The sequence below is a fragment of the Thioclava sp. NS-SX20 genome (assembly GCF_057380695.1).
This window is the reverse complement of the sequence record NZ_CM170816.1, coordinates 1,261,949-1,278,438: the sequence shown is the minus strand read 5'-3', so window position 1 is coordinate 1,278,438 and position 16,490 is coordinate 1,261,949. Positions and strand designations below refer to the sequence as shown.

At 63.0% G+C, this 16,490-nt stretch carries 15 protein-coding genes; 9 read left to right on the top strand and 6 right to left on the bottom strand.

The window, feature by feature from the left end:
• Position 1: 1 nt before the first annotated feature.
• Positions 2–1,117: an LPS export ABC transporter permease LptG gene (lptG, locus tag AC2ISB_RS06330; RefSeq protein WP_339107409.1), complete on the bottom strand. Its 1,116-nt coding sequence runs from the start codon at positions 1,115–1,117 to the stop codon at positions 2–4.
• Complete coding sequence (gene lptF / locus AC2ISB_RS06325; RefSeq protein WP_486576657.1) at positions 1,114–2,244, bottom strand: LPS export ABC transporter permease LptF; 1,131 nt, start codon at positions 2,242–2,244, stop codon at positions 1,114–1,116. The genes lptG and lptF overlap by 4 nt, the downstream gene beginning before the upstream one ends.
• A 210-nt stretch (positions 2,245–2,454) precedes the next feature.
• Between lptF and AC2ISB_RS06320 the strand changes: the two genes are divergently transcribed.
• The 4 genes from AC2ISB_RS06320 (at position 2,455) to tgt (ending at position 6,696) form a co-directional block, all read left to right on the top strand.
• On the top strand, positions 2,455–3,918 hold the full coding sequence (locus AC2ISB_RS06320; protein ID WP_486576656.1) for a leucyl aminopeptidase: 1,464 nt from the start codon (positions 2,455–2,457) through the stop codon (positions 3,916–3,918).
• A 3-nt stretch (positions 3,919–3,921) separates the two neighbouring features.
• Positions 3,922–4,389, top strand: a complete 468-nt coding sequence (locus AC2ISB_RS06315) for a DNA polymerase III subunit chi (RefSeq protein ID WP_339107405.1) — start codon at positions 3,922–3,924, stop codon at positions 4,387–4,389.
• 215 nt (positions 4,390–4,604) lie between these two features.
• Positions 4,605–5,372 carry a YoaK family protein gene (locus AC2ISB_RS06310; protein ID WP_406720828.1) on the top strand — a complete coding sequence of 256 codons (768 nt, stop codon included), beginning with the start codon at positions 4,605–4,607 and terminating at the stop codon, positions 5,370–5,372.
• Between the two features lie 193 nt (positions 5,373–5,565).
• Positions 5,566–6,696 carry a tRNA guanosine(34) transglycosylase Tgt gene (gene tgt / locus AC2ISB_RS06305; RefSeq protein WP_339107403.1) on the top strand — a complete coding sequence of 377 codons (1,131 nt, stop codon included), beginning with the start codon at positions 5,566–5,568 and terminating at the stop codon, positions 6,694–6,696.
• Positions 6,697–6,751: 55 nt separating this feature from the next.
• Here the strand turns inward: tgt and AC2ISB_RS06300 are convergent, their stop codons facing one another.
• Complete coding sequence (locus AC2ISB_RS06300) at positions 6,752–7,456, bottom strand: nucleoside/nucleotide kinase family protein (protein WP_339107402.1); 705 nt, start codon at positions 7,454–7,456, stop codon at positions 6,752–6,754.
• Positions 7,457–7,493: 37 nt separating this feature from the next.
• Positions 7,494–8,114 carry a thiamine phosphate synthase gene (locus AC2ISB_RS06295; RefSeq protein ID WP_339107401.1) on the bottom strand — a complete coding sequence of 207 codons (621 nt, stop codon included), beginning with the start codon at positions 8,112–8,114 and terminating at the stop codon, positions 7,494–7,496.
• 128 nt (positions 8,115–8,242) lie between these two features.
• On the opposite strand from AC2ISB_RS06295, the gene AC2ISB_RS06290 reads away from it, so the two are divergent.
• From AC2ISB_RS06290 to AC2ISB_RS06270, 5 genes are all read left to right on the top strand, one after another.
• Complete coding sequence (locus AC2ISB_RS06290) at positions 8,243–9,010, top strand: RNA methyltransferase (protein WP_406736495.1); 768 nt, start codon at positions 8,243–8,245, stop codon at positions 9,008–9,010.
• Between the two features lie 51 nt (positions 9,011–9,061).
• A complete protein-coding gene (locus AC2ISB_RS06285; protein WP_486576654.1) occupies positions 9,062–9,316 on the top strand; it encodes a hypothetical protein in 255 nt (84 codons plus the stop codon).
• 221 nt (positions 9,317–9,537) lie between these two features.
• On the top strand, positions 9,538–10,680 hold the full coding sequence (gene ctaA, locus AC2ISB_RS06280) for a heme A synthase (RefSeq protein ID WP_339107398.1): 1,143 nt from the start codon (positions 9,538–9,540) through the stop codon (positions 10,678–10,680).
• Positions 10,681–10,684: 4 nt separating this feature from the next.
• Entirely contained in the window at positions 10,685–12,157 is a 1,473-nt protein-coding gene (locus AC2ISB_RS06275) for a carboxypeptidase M32 (RefSeq protein WP_339107397.1), read from the top strand.
• Between the two features lie 197 nt (positions 12,158–12,354).
• Positions 12,355–13,809: a sugar porter family MFS transporter gene (locus AC2ISB_RS06270; protein WP_486576653.1), complete on the top strand. Its 1,455-nt coding sequence runs from the start codon at positions 12,355–12,357 to the stop codon at positions 13,807–13,809.
• A 27-nt stretch (positions 13,810–13,836) separates the two neighbouring features.
• Here the strand turns inward: AC2ISB_RS06270 and AC2ISB_RS06265 are convergent, their stop codons facing one another.
• Both AC2ISB_RS06265 and AC2ISB_RS06260 read right to left on the bottom strand, forming a co-directional pair.
• Complete coding sequence (locus tag AC2ISB_RS06265) at positions 13,837–15,198, bottom strand: cytochrome P450 (RefSeq protein WP_486576651.1); 1,362 nt, start codon at positions 15,196–15,198, stop codon at positions 13,837–13,839.
• Positions 15,195–16,433, bottom strand: a complete 1,239-nt coding sequence (locus AC2ISB_RS06260) for a hypothetical protein (RefSeq protein ID WP_339109511.1) — start codon at positions 16,431–16,433, stop codon at positions 15,195–15,197. The genes AC2ISB_RS06265 and AC2ISB_RS06260 overlap by 4 nt, the downstream gene beginning before the upstream one ends.
• Positions 16,434–16,490: the final 57 nt, after the last annotated feature.

Below are 16,490 nucleotides of genomic sequence, written 5' to 3'. Positions count from 1 at the left end.
CTCAGCCATCCTCCAGATGCAAAAGCAGGGCAATCGAAAACATCAGTGCAATCACCGGCGGTGCCCATGCCGCCAGCAGAACCGGAATCTGGCCGCTATCGCCCAGAACCTGCGCGACATTGCGCAGGAAGAACACCGCCAGACCGGAGACCAGCGCCAGCAGCACCCGCTGGCCGATGCCGCCGAACCGCGTCGGGCGCATGGTGAAGGAGGCCGCCAGAAGCACCATTGCCACCATCATCAGCGGCTGTGCAAGTTCCATCTCGAACCAGACGCGGTGGCGCAATGCCGAAAACCCTGCCGCGTCCAGCGTTTTGATGAAGGCGGGCAGCTTCCACAGCGGAATGGCCGAGGGCGCGCCGAAGCTGTCGCGGATCGAGGAGGCGGTCAGACTGGTGGCGATGGTCAGTTGCGACGAGGTGGTGGCGTCGCGCTCGGGATTGGTCGAACTGCCAAGCGGCCAGTCCTTGGCGTTGAACAGCCGCCATTGGGCGGTCTCCAGAATGGCACGGTCGGCCACCACGCGGCGCACGGCATTGCTGTCGCTGTCAAGGATCAGGAAGCTGACATCATAAAGGGTGGTCGCATCGCCATTGGCCCGCGCCGCCGAGATCACGGCCTGTCCGGTGCGGATCTTGCCGCTGCTGTCCTTATAGGTCGCGCTCTGGCGCATCCAGACGCCGTTGCGCCCGACCGAGACGGTGGTCTGCATGCCGACATCGCTGCGCAGTTCGTCATAGCGGTTGGACGTGGCCGAGACCAGCGGATTGCCGACGCTGATCAGCAACCCGCCCAGCACCAGAGCCGTCAGAACGGGGCTGACCAGAATGCCAAGCGCCGACCGGCCCGAGGCGCGCATCACCACAAGCTCCGAGCTTCTGGCAAGGTTGAGAAACAGCACGACCGCCGCAAGCAGCATGATCAGCGGCATGATCGTGTAAAGCGTTTCGGGGATATTGAGCAGCGACAGCAGCACCGCCCGCCCGAAGCTTGCCTCGGCATCGAGCTTGCGGACCTCTTCCACCAGCCCGACCAGAAACAGGATGCCCCAGAAACTGGCCAGCACCAGCAGGAAGCTGCGCAGGAAACGGCGGGCAACATAGCGACCAAGGATCATGCGGCACCTTTTGCGGCCAGACGCCGTCCGGTGAATTTCCGGCGCGCGGAGAGATGCAAAAGAAGGAGACTGGCCAGCACCCCGACGGCGGCAGGCGCAAAGAGCACCGGCCAGAGGTCGGGTCGGCTGCGCGCGATGGTCTCGGTGACATTGGTCAGCACCTGCACCAGCACCAGAATGACCACCGCCAGCGTGATCTGCCGCCAGATGCCGAAGCGCGAGAAGCTGCCCACCATCAGCGCGGCAAAGCCCACAAGGGCGGCCACAGGCGCCAGCAGCGGCTGCACGAAGCGCATTTTCAGCTCCAGCCCCAGTTCGGTCGCGCTTTTGCCGGTTTCCTCCAGCACGCTTTGCGGCGCGCGCAGCAATTCGAGGCTGGAGATCTGTTCGAGCTTGCGGTCCACCTCGGTCGAGCCCTGAATGAGGCTGCTCAGGTCATAGGTGAAGTTCGAGAACCGCGTGACCGAAAGATTGCGCCCCTCGGTGCGCAGGCTTTGCGCGATACCGTCGAAAAGCACCAGTTTCGGCCCGTTATCGGTGCGCACGATAACCGCCTTCTTGGCCAGATAGCTCATCCGGTTGGTGGGGGTGCGGCTGTCCCAGAGATAGAAATCCTGCAATTCGCCATTATCGCTGATCGCGCGGATATAGATCGAAATGCCGTCGACCGGATGCTGGAACCGTCCCGGTGTCAGCAGGCTGGCGGTCACATTCTCGGCCAGCTGTGCCTGCCGCGTGGCCAGTTGTGCGCGCGATTGCGGCACCAGAAAATGGGTCAGCACCGCCATCATCAGCCCGACCAGCAGCCCGAAGACCAGAACCGGACGGGCCAGCCGCCAGGGCGAGGCTCCGGTGGCCTGCATGGCCACCAGCTCGGATTCGCTCGACAGGCGGTTGAGGGTGTAGACCGTGGCCGCGAAGGCGGCAATCGGCAGCACCACGCGGATCACATAAGGCAGGGTCAGCGCGGTGAATTCCAGCACCACAAGCGCGGTCTGGCCATCCGAGATAAGCTGTTCGAACAGGCTGACCGCCCGGTTGACCCAGTAGATCGAGACCAGAATAAGGGCGAAAAACCCGAAGATCGCCAAGAATTGCGACAAAAGATATCGGTCCAGCCGGCTCACAGTGCTGCTCTTTACTCCTGATCACGCCGCGCTGAACGCGGTCTTGTCTCTGTCTCTATCGTCTTGCGGGGCGCTGGAAAAGCCCGCATTCCGAATTTCCCCGCCAAGCGGGTCTTTTGCCGTGCAGGAATCCGCCCGTGGCTTTCCAAATCCCTTATAGCTTTGTAGGGTCGGGCCAGTCGAGCATATTGGACCATAGGAACAACACAGATGACCGAACCCCTTGCCATCAGCTTTACTGAAACCGATCTGGAGACCGTGGTCGAGGCCAGCGGTGTCGTTGTCGTCTTTGCCGAAAGCGGGCGCAATCTGGGGCTTGCGGGGCGGCGGGTCAACCGTCTGACGCATGGCGCGCTTAAACGTGCCGTCGAGTCGGAGACCTTTGCCAAGCTGGATCACGGATCGGCGCTGCGGCTGGAATGGCCGGCGGGAATGGCTGCGGAGCTGGTGTTGCTGGTATCGCTGCCGCGGCGCTGCGAAATTTCGGTGGCGCGCAAGGCAGGGGCGACGATTGCCCGTGCGCTGGGGGCCAAGGGGGGGCTGGTGCTGGCAGAAAGCCATGCCCGCGCGGCCGAGGTTTCCTTTGGTCTGGCGCTCAGGGCCTACCGCTTCAATTATCATAGCGCCGAGACGCCCGCTTACGGGCCGGTGCGTTTCATGGCCAACAACCCCGAGAAACTGGCGCAGGAGGCACAGCCGCTGGCCGCGCTGGCCGAGGGGGTGTTTTTCACCCGTGATCTGGTCAATGAACCGGCCAATATCCTGACCACCTCCGATTTTGCCGCCCGTCTGGCGGCTATGCAGGAACTGGGGCTGGATGTCGAGATTCTCGAAGAGGCCGATCTCGAGGCGCTGGGAATGCGGGCGCTGCTGGCGGTGGGGCAAGGCTCGGAAAGCCCCTCGAAGGTTGTGGTGATGAAATGGAATGGCGGCGCCGAGGAGCCGCCTCTGGCGCTGATCGGCAAGGGCGTGGTGTTTGACACCGGCGGGATCTCTCTCAAGCCCGGTGCCGGTATGGAAGAGATGACGATGGATATGGGCGGTGCGGGCACGGTGGCGGGCGTGATGCGCACGCTGGCGCTGCGCAAGGCGCGGGCCAATGTCGTGGGGATCGTCGGGCTTGTCGAGAATATGCCCGATGGCCGCGCCCAGCGTCCGGGCGATATCGTGACCTCGGCCAAGGGTGTGACCATCGAGGTCATCAATACCGATGCCGAGGGGCGTCTCGTTCTGGCCGATGTGCTGTGGTATGCACAAGAGCATTTCGCCCCGCGCGCCATGATCGATCTGGCCACTCTGACGGGCGCGGTGATCGTGGGGCTCGGTCATGACAATGCGGGGGTTTTCAGCAATGACGACGGTTTCGCGGGCGATCTGTTGAAAGCGGCGAAGCAAGAGGGAGAGGGTGCATGGCCGCTGCCATTGCAGCCCTCTTATGACCGGCTGATCAAATCGCGGCTGGCCGATATCAAGAATTCTGCCGGACGTCCGGCAGGTGCGATCACCGCCGCCACCTTCCTCAAGCATTTTGTTGCGCCGGAGGTGCCGTGGTGCCATATCGATATCGCAGGCGTGGCGCTGCCGCCCACGGAAACGGAGCTTGCGCCGAAAGGCCCGACCGGCTGGGGCGTGATGACCCTCAACCGTCTGATTGCTGATAAGTTCGAGGGCTGAAGCATGGGCGCTGCGCTGTTTTATCACGTCACCGAAAGCTCGGTCGCGGAGGTTGTCGTCAACCTTCTTGGCCGCGCCTTGGAACAGGGCTGGAAGATAGAATTGCGCGGCACCCTGCCGGACCGGATGCACTGGTATGACCGCAGCCTGTGGGAAATGGGCGGGGCGGAGAGCTTTCTGCCGCATGGTCTGGCGGGGGGCGCGCAAGATGCCCTGCAACCGGTCCTGCTGACCACGGCCAGCCAGCCCGCCAAGGCCGGGCGTGACGCGGTGTTGAGCATCGACGGCGCAGAGGTGGTGCCCGAAGAGCTGGAGCGCCACGAGCGGGTCTGGATCCTGTTTGACGGGCATGACCACGAGGCGCTCTCGCGGGCGCGGGTACAGTGGAAGCAGTTTACTGCTGCAGGTGCGAAGGCGCAGTACTGGTCGGAAGAGTCCGGCCGGTGGCAAAAGAAGAGCGAAAGCGGATAAATCATCCTTGAGTTGTTCTCAATATAACGCCAAGTTTATGGTTTTATGGATAAATTGATCTGATATTGGCGAAAATGTGCCTTTTATTTGCACCTTTGGCGGGAATTTGCTGCATCGCCGCATTCCCGACGTTACGCTCCTCTTGATCCGTTGCCTGCCGCCCCGACATGATGATGGAACCACATTGCATCATCCGTCATTTGCGAGGCCTCCCCATGCCCATCCGATCCGCATTCCGTCGTCACCTCTCTGTCCGTGCCATGCGTCTTTTCACCTCGCATCGGCGTGCCCCCGAGGCGGATCGCTGGCTGGGGATCGTGCTGGCCGTAATCGCCGGATCGCTGAATGCCGGTGTCTTTCTGATGATGAGCCAATATGCCTCGCATATGACGGGGCATCTGTCCCAACTGGCGGGCAGCCTTGTCGGTGCCAATCTTTCGCTGGTGCTGCTCAGTTTCTGCGTGCTGTTTTTGTTTGTGGCAGGGGCGGCGCTGGCCTCGGCGATGATCGCGCGGGGCTTTGCCCGCCATTCTCGCCTGACCTATTATATGCCGCTGGCCTTGCAGGGGATCTTGCTGGCCGTGCTGGCCACCGCCGAATTCTTGCCGCAGCCTTGGGAAGGGCATCTGGGGCTGGGTCTGCTGGCCTTTATCATGGGGCTGCAAAACGCCACCATCACCCGGATCTCCGGCGCACGTATCCGCACCACCCATGCGACGGGCCTGCTGACCGATATGGGCATCGAGATCGGGCGCGGGCTGTACGGGCGGGGCCGTGACAGCGGCGATGACGGTTATGACCATGCGCGGCTCATGCTGTTCGTGCAGCTTGTCGCGGCCTTTGTTCTAGGCGGGATCATGGGCGGGCTGGGGCATGGGGCCTTTGGCTGGGCTTTTGCCTTCCTGCCGGCTGTGGTCCTTTTGGGGATTTCGGCGCTGACGGCCCCGCGTGCCCTGCGCGCGGTCGGACAGGGGGCGGCCTGACCCGTTTCGGGCCCTCTCTGCCGCGCGCTTGCGCCAAGCACCGTTCTGCCTGCGCTTTGGGAGCTTGGTGGGGGAGAGCGGGTAAAATCTGTCATGCGGGGCTGTTTTGGCCCCGCTTTTGCATCCGCTAACCAACTGCCGCCTTTCCAAACAGCCGGTTTCATCCTATGGGGGCTGCGCAAGGAGACAGGTGATGACAGAAAAATTCAGCTTCGAGCTTCAGGCCACGGATGGCGCGGCGCGCAAGGGTGTGATCCATACGCCGCGCGGCGATATCCGCACGCCCGCCTTCATGCCGGTGGGCACGGCGGCAACCGTCAAGGCGATGATGCCGGAATCGGTGGCCGCGACGGGCGCCGATATCCTGCTGGGCAATACCTATCACCTGATGCTGCGCCCGACGGCGGAACGTGTGGCCGCCCTTGGCGGATTGCATAAGTTCATGAACTGGCAAAAACCCATCCTGACGGATTCGGGCGGGTTTCAGGTCATGTCGCTGGCGGGGCTGCGCAAGCTGACCGAAGAGGGGGTGACCTTCTCCAGCCATGTCGACGGGTCGAAACATATGCTCAGCCCCGAGCGGTCGATGGAGATCCAGAAGCTTCTTGGCTCGGACATTGTCATGTGTTTCGACGAATGCCCCGCGCTGCCTGCGACCGATAAGGAAGTGGCCCGTGCGATGGAACTGTCGATGCGGTGGGCTGTGCGGTCCAAGGAGGCCTTTGGCGACCGTCCGGGACATGCGCTGTTTGGCATCATGCAGGGCGGCGTCACGCAAGAGCTGCGCGAGCAATCTGCCAAGGCCCTGACCGATATCGGCTTTGACGGCTATGCCATCGGCGGTCTGGCCGTGGGCGAGGGGCAGGAGGCGATGTTCGGCGTGCTGGATTACGCCACCGGTTTCCTGCCCGAGGACCGTCCGCGCTATCTGATGGGCGTCGGCAAGCCCGATGACATCGTGGGTGCGGTTGAACGCGGTGTGGATATGATGGATTGCGTGTTGCCCTCGCGCTCGGGTCGGACGGGGCAGGCATGGACCCGCCACGGTCAGATCAACATCAAGAACTCGCGCCACCGAGATGACCCGCGGCCTCTGGATGAAAACTGCGGCTGCCCTGCCTGCCGCAATTATTCGCGCGCCTATCTGCATCACGTCTTCCGCGCGAACGAGATGATCTCGGGGATGCTGCTGACATGGCACAACCTGCATTACTATCAGGATCTGATGCAGGGCATGCGCGATGCGATCGAGGCGGGGACCTTCAAGGCCTATGTCGCCGATTTCCACGCTAAACGTGCCGAAGGCGATATCGAACCGCTTTGAGGTCATAAAAAGGGGGGCTTCGGCCCCCTTTGTTCTGGTCTTCAGGATCGGATGATCAGCTGTAATCCAGCACCCGCAGATCGGCGGCGCGGCCTTCGGTCAGGATCAGCCGCCCGTTCGGCAGGTCGTTTTCCTCGACGCGGCGGGTGATTTCCGCCGGATCGATGCCGCGTTTTTCCCAGCGGCGGATCAGGCGGGCGCGCAGTTCGTCTTCGGGCACATGCAGGCGGATCGTCAGGTCGAATAGCGGAAACAGATCGCGCCAGCCTGCACGGGTCAGCAAAAGATAATTGCCCTCGACAAGGATGAAGCGGGTCCGTGCCTCGATCTCGTCACCATCGGGGATCACGCGGTCGCGGTCGCGGTCGAAGGTCGGCACATGCAGGGCCTGACCGGCGGTGCGGGCCTGCTGCAAAAGCGCGGCGAAGCCCTCGGTGTCGAAGGTTTCGGGGGCGCCTTTGCGTCCGCGCAGGCCCCGCGCGTCCAGCCAGTCATTCGAGCGGTGGAAGCCGTCCATTGGCAGGATGGCGGCACAGGCGGCAGTATGGGCATTGAGCTTTTCGCAGATCTCGCGCGCCAGCCGCGATTTGCCAGACCCCGGCGCACCGGCAACCGCCACCAGAACCCGCGCCCCTTCGATCTGGCGGATATGGCCCGCCAGATCGGCACGGTCGACGCGCAGCTCCGAATGCATGAACGCGCCCCAATCGCCCATCGGGCCGTCGCGCTGGATCGTGTTGTCTTCGGTGCGCGTTGCCATTGTCTGCCCTTTCCTGCACTCGCCGTTCTGGCGGGGATCAGCCCATTGCGGCGACAAGTGCGCCCAGAGTGGCGACCGGATCTTCGCTCTTCCAGATCTCGTCCCCAAAGGCGAACCAGTCAGAGACCGGCGCGAACTGCCTGACCAGATCCAGCGTCAGCGCGCCTTCGGCCACCACCGGCACCTCGATCATTTCGGACCACCATTGGAAGAGGTCGAATTCGGCGCGCTCGCCCGTGCCAAGGGCGCTTTCGCCGATCGGGCCGAAACAGACATAATCGGCGCCGGCTTCACCGGCATTCATCCCGTCATGGCGCGAATTGCCGCAATAGGCCCCGACAATGGCATCCTCGCCCAGTTCCTTGCGGGCATGGCGGATCGAACGGGCCCCATCGGTCAGGTGCACGCCGTCCAGCCCGTGGCGTTCGACCAGATGGATATGGCTGTCGATCACCAGCGCCACGTCGCGGGCATGGGCGAGTTCGCGGATGGCATCGGCGATGCGGCCCAGCTCCAGCTCGTCTTTCGAGGCATGGCACAGGCGGATACAGGCGATCTCATGCGCCTCCAGAACGGCCTTGAGTTTGGGCAGGAATGTCTCCGGCTCGAAGCTCGTGGGCGTCAGCAGGTAGATTTGCGGGCGATCTTCGTCTGCCATGATATATCCTTGACTGCGGAGGCCTTTGCAGGCCGGAATGAGGTGTTTGCGTTCTCATAGCGCAGGCGGCGCTTGCTTGAAAGAGCTTTGCGTTGTGCTTATGGAAGGCTCTGCAAAAGGAGCCCGTGATGATTGACCAGCCTGCCGACCCCAGTAACGCCCCGAAATCCAGCCAGCCGCATATCGTGCTGGTGCGTCCGCAGATGGGCGAGAATATCGGAGCGGCCGCGCGGGCGATGCTGAATTTCACGCTGTCCAAAATGCGGATCGTCGAGCCGCGCGACGGCTGGCCCAACCCGAAGGCTGTGGCGATGGCCTCGGGGGCGGCGGGTCGTGTGCTGGATCATGCGGGGGTGTTTGACAGCGTGGCGGAGGCTGTGGCCGATTGCGATTTCGTTTTTGCCACCACGGCGCGGGGGCGCGAGCTGCCCAAGCCCATCTATACCCCCGAGACCGCGATGATCGAGGCGCATCGCCGGATTCAGGCAGGGCAGAAGGTGGCCGTGATGTTCGGCCCCGAGCGCACGGGGCTGGAAAATGACGATATCATCCGCGCCAATGCCATCATCACCATTCCGACCAATCCCGAGTTCTTTTCCCTCAACCTTGGTCAGGCTGTGCTGTTGACCTCCTACGAGTATTCGCGCCATGTTCTGGAGGCGGAAGATATTGCAGAAGGTCTGGCGGGCCATGAACCGGCCAGCGCGGGCGATGTCGAGGCGTGGGGCGATCACATCGAAGGGCGTCTGGAGGAGGCAGGCTTTTTCTATCCGCCCGAGAAAGCCCCGATGATGAAGCGCAATATGCGCAATATGTGGACGCGCTTCGCGATGACGCGCTCCGAGGTCCAGACGCTGCACGGGGCGCTCAGGCAGCTTCTGCGTGGTAAGGGCTAGGACGACAAAGGCTGTAACCGGCCCGGATGTGGCCCCGACGAAAGGACTGCCGTGACCGCTTCCCTGCTTTCGATGCTTGTCCATCCGGCCTTCTGGGCGGTTCTTTGCGTGCTGGCGCTGGTCTTTGATCTGGGCGTGCATGTCTGGATGATGCATCTGGGGCGGCAGGGGCGTCTTCAGGCGATGTTTGACGGGCTGTCACGCTGGCAGGCGCGGGGGCTGCATCTGGGGCTGCTGGTTTCGGGCAAGCTGATGGTGTTCTTCGGGGGCTGTACGGCGGTGGCTATGCTGCACCAGATCCTTTAGGCGCATCTGTCGCCCCTCGCACAGCCTCTGGGCCGGGCCCGCGCCGCCTCTTGCGGGCATCGACGATGCGGGCATCCGGCCACTCTCCACGCGCGGGTCTCCGCGCGCGGGCGCGCCCGGGCAGGGGTCACCTTCGCGATAGGCTGCGGCAATCGGCGGAATGATGCTTGAACGCGCCCGCCCGCGCGCCTAGTTTGCGCGGCGACTGAAGGAGAGCCCCGATGAGCCAGAAACGCAGCATCTTCGAGGATGTGGCCCAGCCCACCCAAACCCGCGCCGAGCCGAAAGGCGGCATGATCGACCGCCAGCCGAAAGGGGCGCGTAAATGGATCCGCGCCTGGCTGATCGTGATTTTTGCGCTGGTCGTGTGCATGATCGCCTTGGGCGGCGCGACCCGCCTGACCGATAGCGGGCTGTCGATCACCGAATGGAAGCCGATCTCGGGGGCGCTGCCGCCGATGAATGAGGCCCAATGGCAGGCCGAATTCGAGAATTACAAACAGATCCCGCAATATGCGCTGATCAACCCGAATATGACGCTGGAAGGCTTCAAGGGCATCTTCTGGTGGGAATGGGCGCATCGCAACCTTGGCCGCCTGATCGGCATGGTCTGGGCGCTTGGTTTCCTCGGGTTTCTGGTCACGGGCCGCATCCCCAAGGGGTGGGTGCCGAAGCTTCTGGGGCTGGGAGCGCTTGGCGGGCTGCAAGGCGCGATTGGCTGGTGGATGGTGTCTTCGGGGCTGGGCGGACAGATGATCGCCGTGGCCTCCTACCGGCTGGCCACCCATCTGGGCATCGCCTTTATCATTCTGGGCACGATCGCATGGTTCTGCCTGCAGCTTTCGCGTCGCGAGGGCGAGCTGTTGCAGGCCCGCCGCATGGGCGAGCGCAAACTGTTCGGCATGGCCACGGGCGTGATGCATCTGGCCTTCTTGCAGATCCTTCTGGGCGCGCTGGTTGCCGGAATCGATGCGGGGCGCGGTTATATCGACTGGCCGTGGATGAATGGCGAGTTCTTCCCTTCGGATGCGCTGAATTACGACCCTCTGTGGCGCAATTTCTTCGAGAACCCCGGCATGGTGCAATTCGTGCACCGGATGGTGGCCTATACGCTGTTCGTGTTTGGCATGGTGGTTGTGCTCAAGGCGCGTAAATCGGCCCATCCCAATACCAAGGGCGCGTTCATGGCGATGGGGGCGATGCTTCTGTGTCAGGTGATCCTTGGGATTGTGACGGTGATGCATGCGGCCCCGATGCCACTTGGGCTTGCGCATCAGTTCGGCGCTGTGATCTTGTGGGTGTTGATCATCCGTGCGCGTTTCCATGCGCGTTATCCGGTGGTGCAATCCGTCAGAGGAGCCTGACCCAATGTCTGCCTATCAAGACCTTACCGCCCATCTGCGCGAAACCGCAGCCCTCGAGAAGATCGCCCAGCGGCTGTCTTGGGATCAGGAAACGGTGATGCCGCGCGGGGCTGCCGATGACCGCGCGGAAGAGACGGGGGCGTTGGAGGCAATCCTGCATGCCCGCCGCACCGACCCGCGGATCTCGGACTGGCTGGTGCGGGCCGAGGCGCGCAACGAGACAGAGGCGCGGGTGCTGGATATGGTCGCGCGCGACTATAACCGCGCGATGCGTATTCCGGCGCGTCTGGCCGCAGAAATCGCGCGGCTGACCTCGCTCAGCCAGGGCATCTGGGCGGATGCGCGCGCCGCCGAAGATCCGTCGGCTTTTCTGCCGACCTTCGAGGAGGTCGTGCGGCTCAAGCGCGAAGAGGCGCAGGCGCTATCGGACGGGCGCGACCCCTATGATGCGCTGCTGGAAGCCTATGAGCCCGGCACCTCGGCCAAGGACATCGGCAAGGTCTTCGACCGGATGCGCCCGCGTCTGGTGGATCTTTGCGACCGCGTGGCGGGGTCGTCCGTCAAGCCCGCAGCGCTTGACCACACCTTCCCCGAGCAGGCGCAGATGCGGCTGTCGCGGATCTGTGCCTCGGCTTTCGGCTATGACTGGACGCGGGGACGGATGGATATTGCCGTGCATCCGTTCTCGACCGGATCGGGCAATGATGTGCGCATCACCACCCGCGTGGTCGAACGTGATCCCTTCAACAATATCTATTCGACGATCCATGAAACGGGCCATGCCTGCTATGAGCAGGCCATCGATCCCGCCTATAATTTCACGCCGCTTGGGGCGGGTGTGTCGATGGGCGTGCATGAATCCCAAAGCCGGATCTATGAAAACCAGCTGGGCCGCTCGCGCGCCTTTACCGGCTGGCTCTACCAGCGCATGACCGAGATGTTTGGCGATTTCGGTGTGTCTGATGCTGACGCCTTCTTTGCCACTGTCAACCGCGTGGCGCCGGGCTATATCCGCACCGAGGCCGACGAGCTGCATTACAACCTGCATATCATGATGCGCTTCGATCTGGAGCGGGACCTGATTTCCGGCAAGCTGGAGGTGACCGACCTTGAAGAGGCATGGAACACCCGCTTCAAAGCCGATTTCGGGCTGACGGTCGATAAGCCCTCGCATGGCTTCCTGCAGGATGTGCATTGGCCGGTGGGGCTGTTCGGCTATTTCCCGACCTATGCTCTGGGCAATCTCTATGCGGGCTGCCTGATGAAGGCGATCCGTGGCGCGGTGCCCGATCTGGACGGGGCGCTGGCCGAGGGGCATACCGCGCCCGCCACCGACTGGCTGCGCGAGAACCTGCAGCGTCACGGGGGGCTACGTCCGCCGGTCGAGACCATCACCACCGCCTGCGGGACAGCCCCTGACGAGACCGCGCTGCTGGATTATCTCGAAGAGAAGTTCTCGGCCATCTACAAACTCTGATCTTTTCCGGTTTGTAAGCAAATGTAACAGAGCCGGCATTTTTTGCCGGCTTTTTCGTGGTTTTGCGCCACAGACCAAAGGCGACCCTTCGTCCGCCGCTTGACCTTGCCCTGTCTCACATCATGTGAACGGACAGATATCCGACACATGAAAAGCAGATCAGGCAAGCGCCGGACATTACGGCGCAGGAGGGGAATATGGCGGAAATTTCGGATGACGGGGTGATGTCCGGCAGGCTTTTGATGATCGCCTGCACAGCGGCCTTGGGCGGTTTTCTGTTCGGCTATGACAGCTCGATCATCAATGGCGCGGTGGATGCCGTGCGCGATGGCTTCGGACTTTCGGCCTCGGGCATCGGCTTTACGGTCTCCTGCGCGCTTCTGGGCGCTATGGCGGGGGCTTGGTATGCGGGGGTGTGCTCAGACAGGTTCGGGCGGGTGAAGACGATGATCATCGCCTCCGCGCTTCTGTCCATCTCCGCGCTTGGCTCGGGGCTGGCTTTCGGCCAGTGGGATCTGATCCTGTGGCGCTTTGTCGGCGGGATCGGGGTGGGCTTCGCCTCGGTGATCGCGCCCGCCTATATCGCGGAAGTTGCCCCCAAGGACGAGCGGGGCCGCCTTGGCACCATGCAGCAGATGGCCATTGTCTCGGGCATCTTCGTGGCGCTTCTGGTCAGCGCGATTGTCGCCCGTGTGGCCGGTGGCGCGGCGGGGACGCTTTGGATGGGAATGGAAGCATGGCGCTGGATGTTCCTTTCGGAACTGATTCCGGCGGTGCTTTATGGTGTGCTGGCGCTGCGTCTGCCGGAAAGCCCGCGTTATCTGGTGGAGAAAGACCGCATCAGCGAGGCGCGTGACATCCTCGAGACGATCGTCGGCGTTCGTCGCGTGCGTCTGGACAGCAAGATTGCCAAGATCCGCGAGACCATGAAGCGCGAGGACAGCAAGAGTTTCCGCGACCTCACCGGCGGGGCGTTCTTCTTCCGCCCCATCGTCTGGGTCGGCATCCTGATCGCGGTGTTCCAGCAGTTGGTCGGGATCAATGTGATCTTCTACTATTCCACCACGCTCTGGCAGTCGGTCGGTTTTCAGGAAAGCGACAGCTTCATGATTTCGGTCTTCTCGTCGGTCGTGAATATCGTGGCGACGATCATCGCGATCCTGCTGATCGACCGTCTGGGGCGCAAGACGCTGCTGCTTTGGGGTTCGGGGCTGATGACCGTCTCGCTTGGGGTGATGGCACTGGCCTTCAACCATGCGGTGGTCACGGCAGATAGCGTCTCGCTGCCCGCGCCTTGGGGTCCGGTGGCGCTGGTGATGGCCAATGTCTTCATCATCGGCTTTGGCGCCAGCTGGGGTCCGGTCATGTGGGTTCTCTTGGGCGAGATGTTCCCCAATAAGATCCGCGGCATGGCGCTTGGCGTGGGGGGCGCGGCGAATTGGCTGGCCAATTTCGTGGTGTCGACCACATTCCCCGTATTGGCCGCAATCGGACTGGATCTGGCCTATAGCCTCTATGCGGGCTTTGCGCTGATCTCCTTCTTCATCGTCTGGAAGATGGTGTCGGAGACGCGCGGTATGAGCCTTGAGGATATGGTCGAGGGCAAGCCTTCAGGCCAAATCCCCGAGGCCGAACGGGTCGCAGGAGAATAAGCTGAGACCGCCCTTCGGGGCGGTTTTTCATTGGCGCGGCGTAAGGGTCAGCCAGATGCCGTTTTTGCTGCGCACGGTCAGCTGGGCGGCAGGCCGGGGCGGGCGCTCGGGCAGGGCGGTCAGGTGGAAGTCGCGCAGGATCATCGACAGGAGCAGCACGCCCTCGGCCATCGCAAATCCCGCACCGGGGCAGACGCGCGCACCGGCTGAAAAGGGGATATAGGCCTGACGCGCGCAGCTTTTGCCGTTTTCCGTCTCCCAGCGGGACGGGTCAAAGCCATCGGGATTGTCCCACAGCAATTCATGGCGGTGCAGATGCCAAGGCGAGATCACCACCTGCGATCCGCGTTTAACGGGGCGCTTGCGGAAGGTCTCGGGGCAGGTGGTCTCGCGCACGAACATTGGCACGGGCGGATATAGCCGCATGGCCTCGCGGAAGACGGCGCGCGACAGTCTCAGCTGTTTCAGCAGCGCCATATCGGGGGTGGCGGTCGCAGGCAGGCAGCGCGCCTCCTCGGCCAGTGTTTCCTGCCACTCGGGATGGGTCGCCAGCAGATAGAGCGCCCAAGCCAGCGCCGAGGCCGAGGTCTCATGCCCCGCAAGAAAGAAGATCGCCACCTGATCGACCATCTCATCGGTGCTGAAACGGGTGCCGGTTTCGGGATCGGTCATGGTCATGATCTTGGTCGCCAGATCATTGGGGGCCACGCCCTGCGCGATTTCTTCGGCGCGGCGGCGTGTGAGATCTTCGATCAAGCGCCGGATCTGGGTCGCCGTTTCGCGGGTCTGGCGCGAATGCGGGCGCGGCAGCCAGCGCGGCAAGGGCAGAAGGGCCGCCAGATTGACCACAGGGGCCGACATCTGATGGGCGCGGAAGGCGGTAAATACCTGCGCGGCAGTGCGGTCCTCGATCGGTAGCGAAAACAATGTGCGAAAGATGACATCTGCCGCCACATGCGAGGTTTCCGGTTCTATATCAATAGGCTGTCCGGCACTCTTGTGAAGGCGCTTCAGGCAGTTCAACCCTGCTTGCCACATATCGGGCAGGCTCTGATGCAGCTTGCCGCCCTCGAAGGCGGGGTCGATGATGCGGCGCTGGCGGGCCCAGACCGCACCATTCGTCACAAAGACCGAATTGCGCAGCAAAGGGGCCAGACCTTCGCGGATACGGTCGGATTTCGGAAAATCCTGCGGGCGGGCGCGCAGCACCAGATCCACCAGCTCGGGCGTGTTGCACAGATAGGACCGGAAGAAGGGCGTGCGGAATTCCGCCATCTTGGCGCGATAAAGCCGTGCCGGTTGCGCCGAGAGGATATCCTGTTTGAACAGCCGGATATAGCGCCAGAGCGAGACCTTATCGGGGCGCGGTGCGGGTTTCGGCGGGGTCATGACATGGACCGGAAGCGGTTGACGGGCGTGGCAAGCCTGCTGGGCGAAGGTGCGCGCGTGGCATAGCGTTGGGCCAAGGTCAGCGGGCCTGCGGTGATGCGGAAGTAATCATAATCCTGCACGCGATCAAAGGCGCATAAGTATTGGAAATGCAATCTGAAAAAGCGCCGGCGCTCAGCCTTCCAGCGCGCCTCGCTCAGGCTTTGCCGGAATGCGGCCGAGAAGATCAGGGGGCCGGTCTGTCGGGCGGGGGCAACCCCGCTGACCCCTGCCGGATCGCAAAGCGCGAAACAGCAGCCGTCGCCCATAGCCGTGACATCCACCCAAGTGACCCTGTGGCTGGCGGCAAGCCTGTGCAGGTCGCCACGCAGCCGCTCTGCCTTGGGCAGGAAGCTGACCATCGGCACGACATGGCCAAGCGTCAACAGGGCCAGAGGCGTGTCAGAGGCGGGCGCGCGCCGGTCCAGCTCTGCCAGAACCGAGATTGCCACATGCGCTCCCGAACTATGGCCGATCACCAGCACCTCGTCCCAATCCTCGTGCAGGGCATGGGCGATCCGGTCTGCGAATTGCTGGATGCGGCTGTCGAGCGTTGCGGGATAGGCCCCGTTCCAGCGGGCGGTGAAGGCATAATCATGCAGCAGGTAATAGGCATAGAAGCGGTTATCATGGGCGCGAAACCAGCGCAGGATCACGCCCAGCACCGCGCCCGCAGGCAAAAGCGCCAGCAAGGCGAGCGGGTGTCGGCCAAGCCCCAGCGCCTCGCCCGCCCAGAATGTGGCCCCATAGACCGCCGTGGCCGCCAGAAGGCCCAGCAGCAACTGGGTCAGCAACGCCACCACCGGATAAAGCGCGGCAATCACCGGCCCAAGGCGGAGCCGCATCAGGCGGAACAGCGCCGCGCTGCCGATATAGCGCCACGCGGTCTGGACCAGTTGCAGATAGGTGGCGGCGATAGAGCGCCCCATCGACGCGCGCACGATATCCGACCAGAGCAGCACCTCGATCACCGCCTCGACCTGTTGCCCGTCTTGCGTCGAACTTACCTGCCAGCCGTATTTGCCCGCGCTTCCACTGGCTTTCTGGCTGATCTCGTACCCCGAGATCGCTGCCTGCTGGGCGCTTTCGCGGCGATAGAGCTCGCGGTAGCGGCGCGGCGGAAACGGATCATAGCCGGGGATGTAGAACACCCGCCGCCTGCGCAGCCCCTGATCTTGTGATTGCTGGTGCACCATTGACCCTGCCTGATCTCTTTGCGGCACGATAGCGCCTAAATCCTGCGAAAGTAAGAA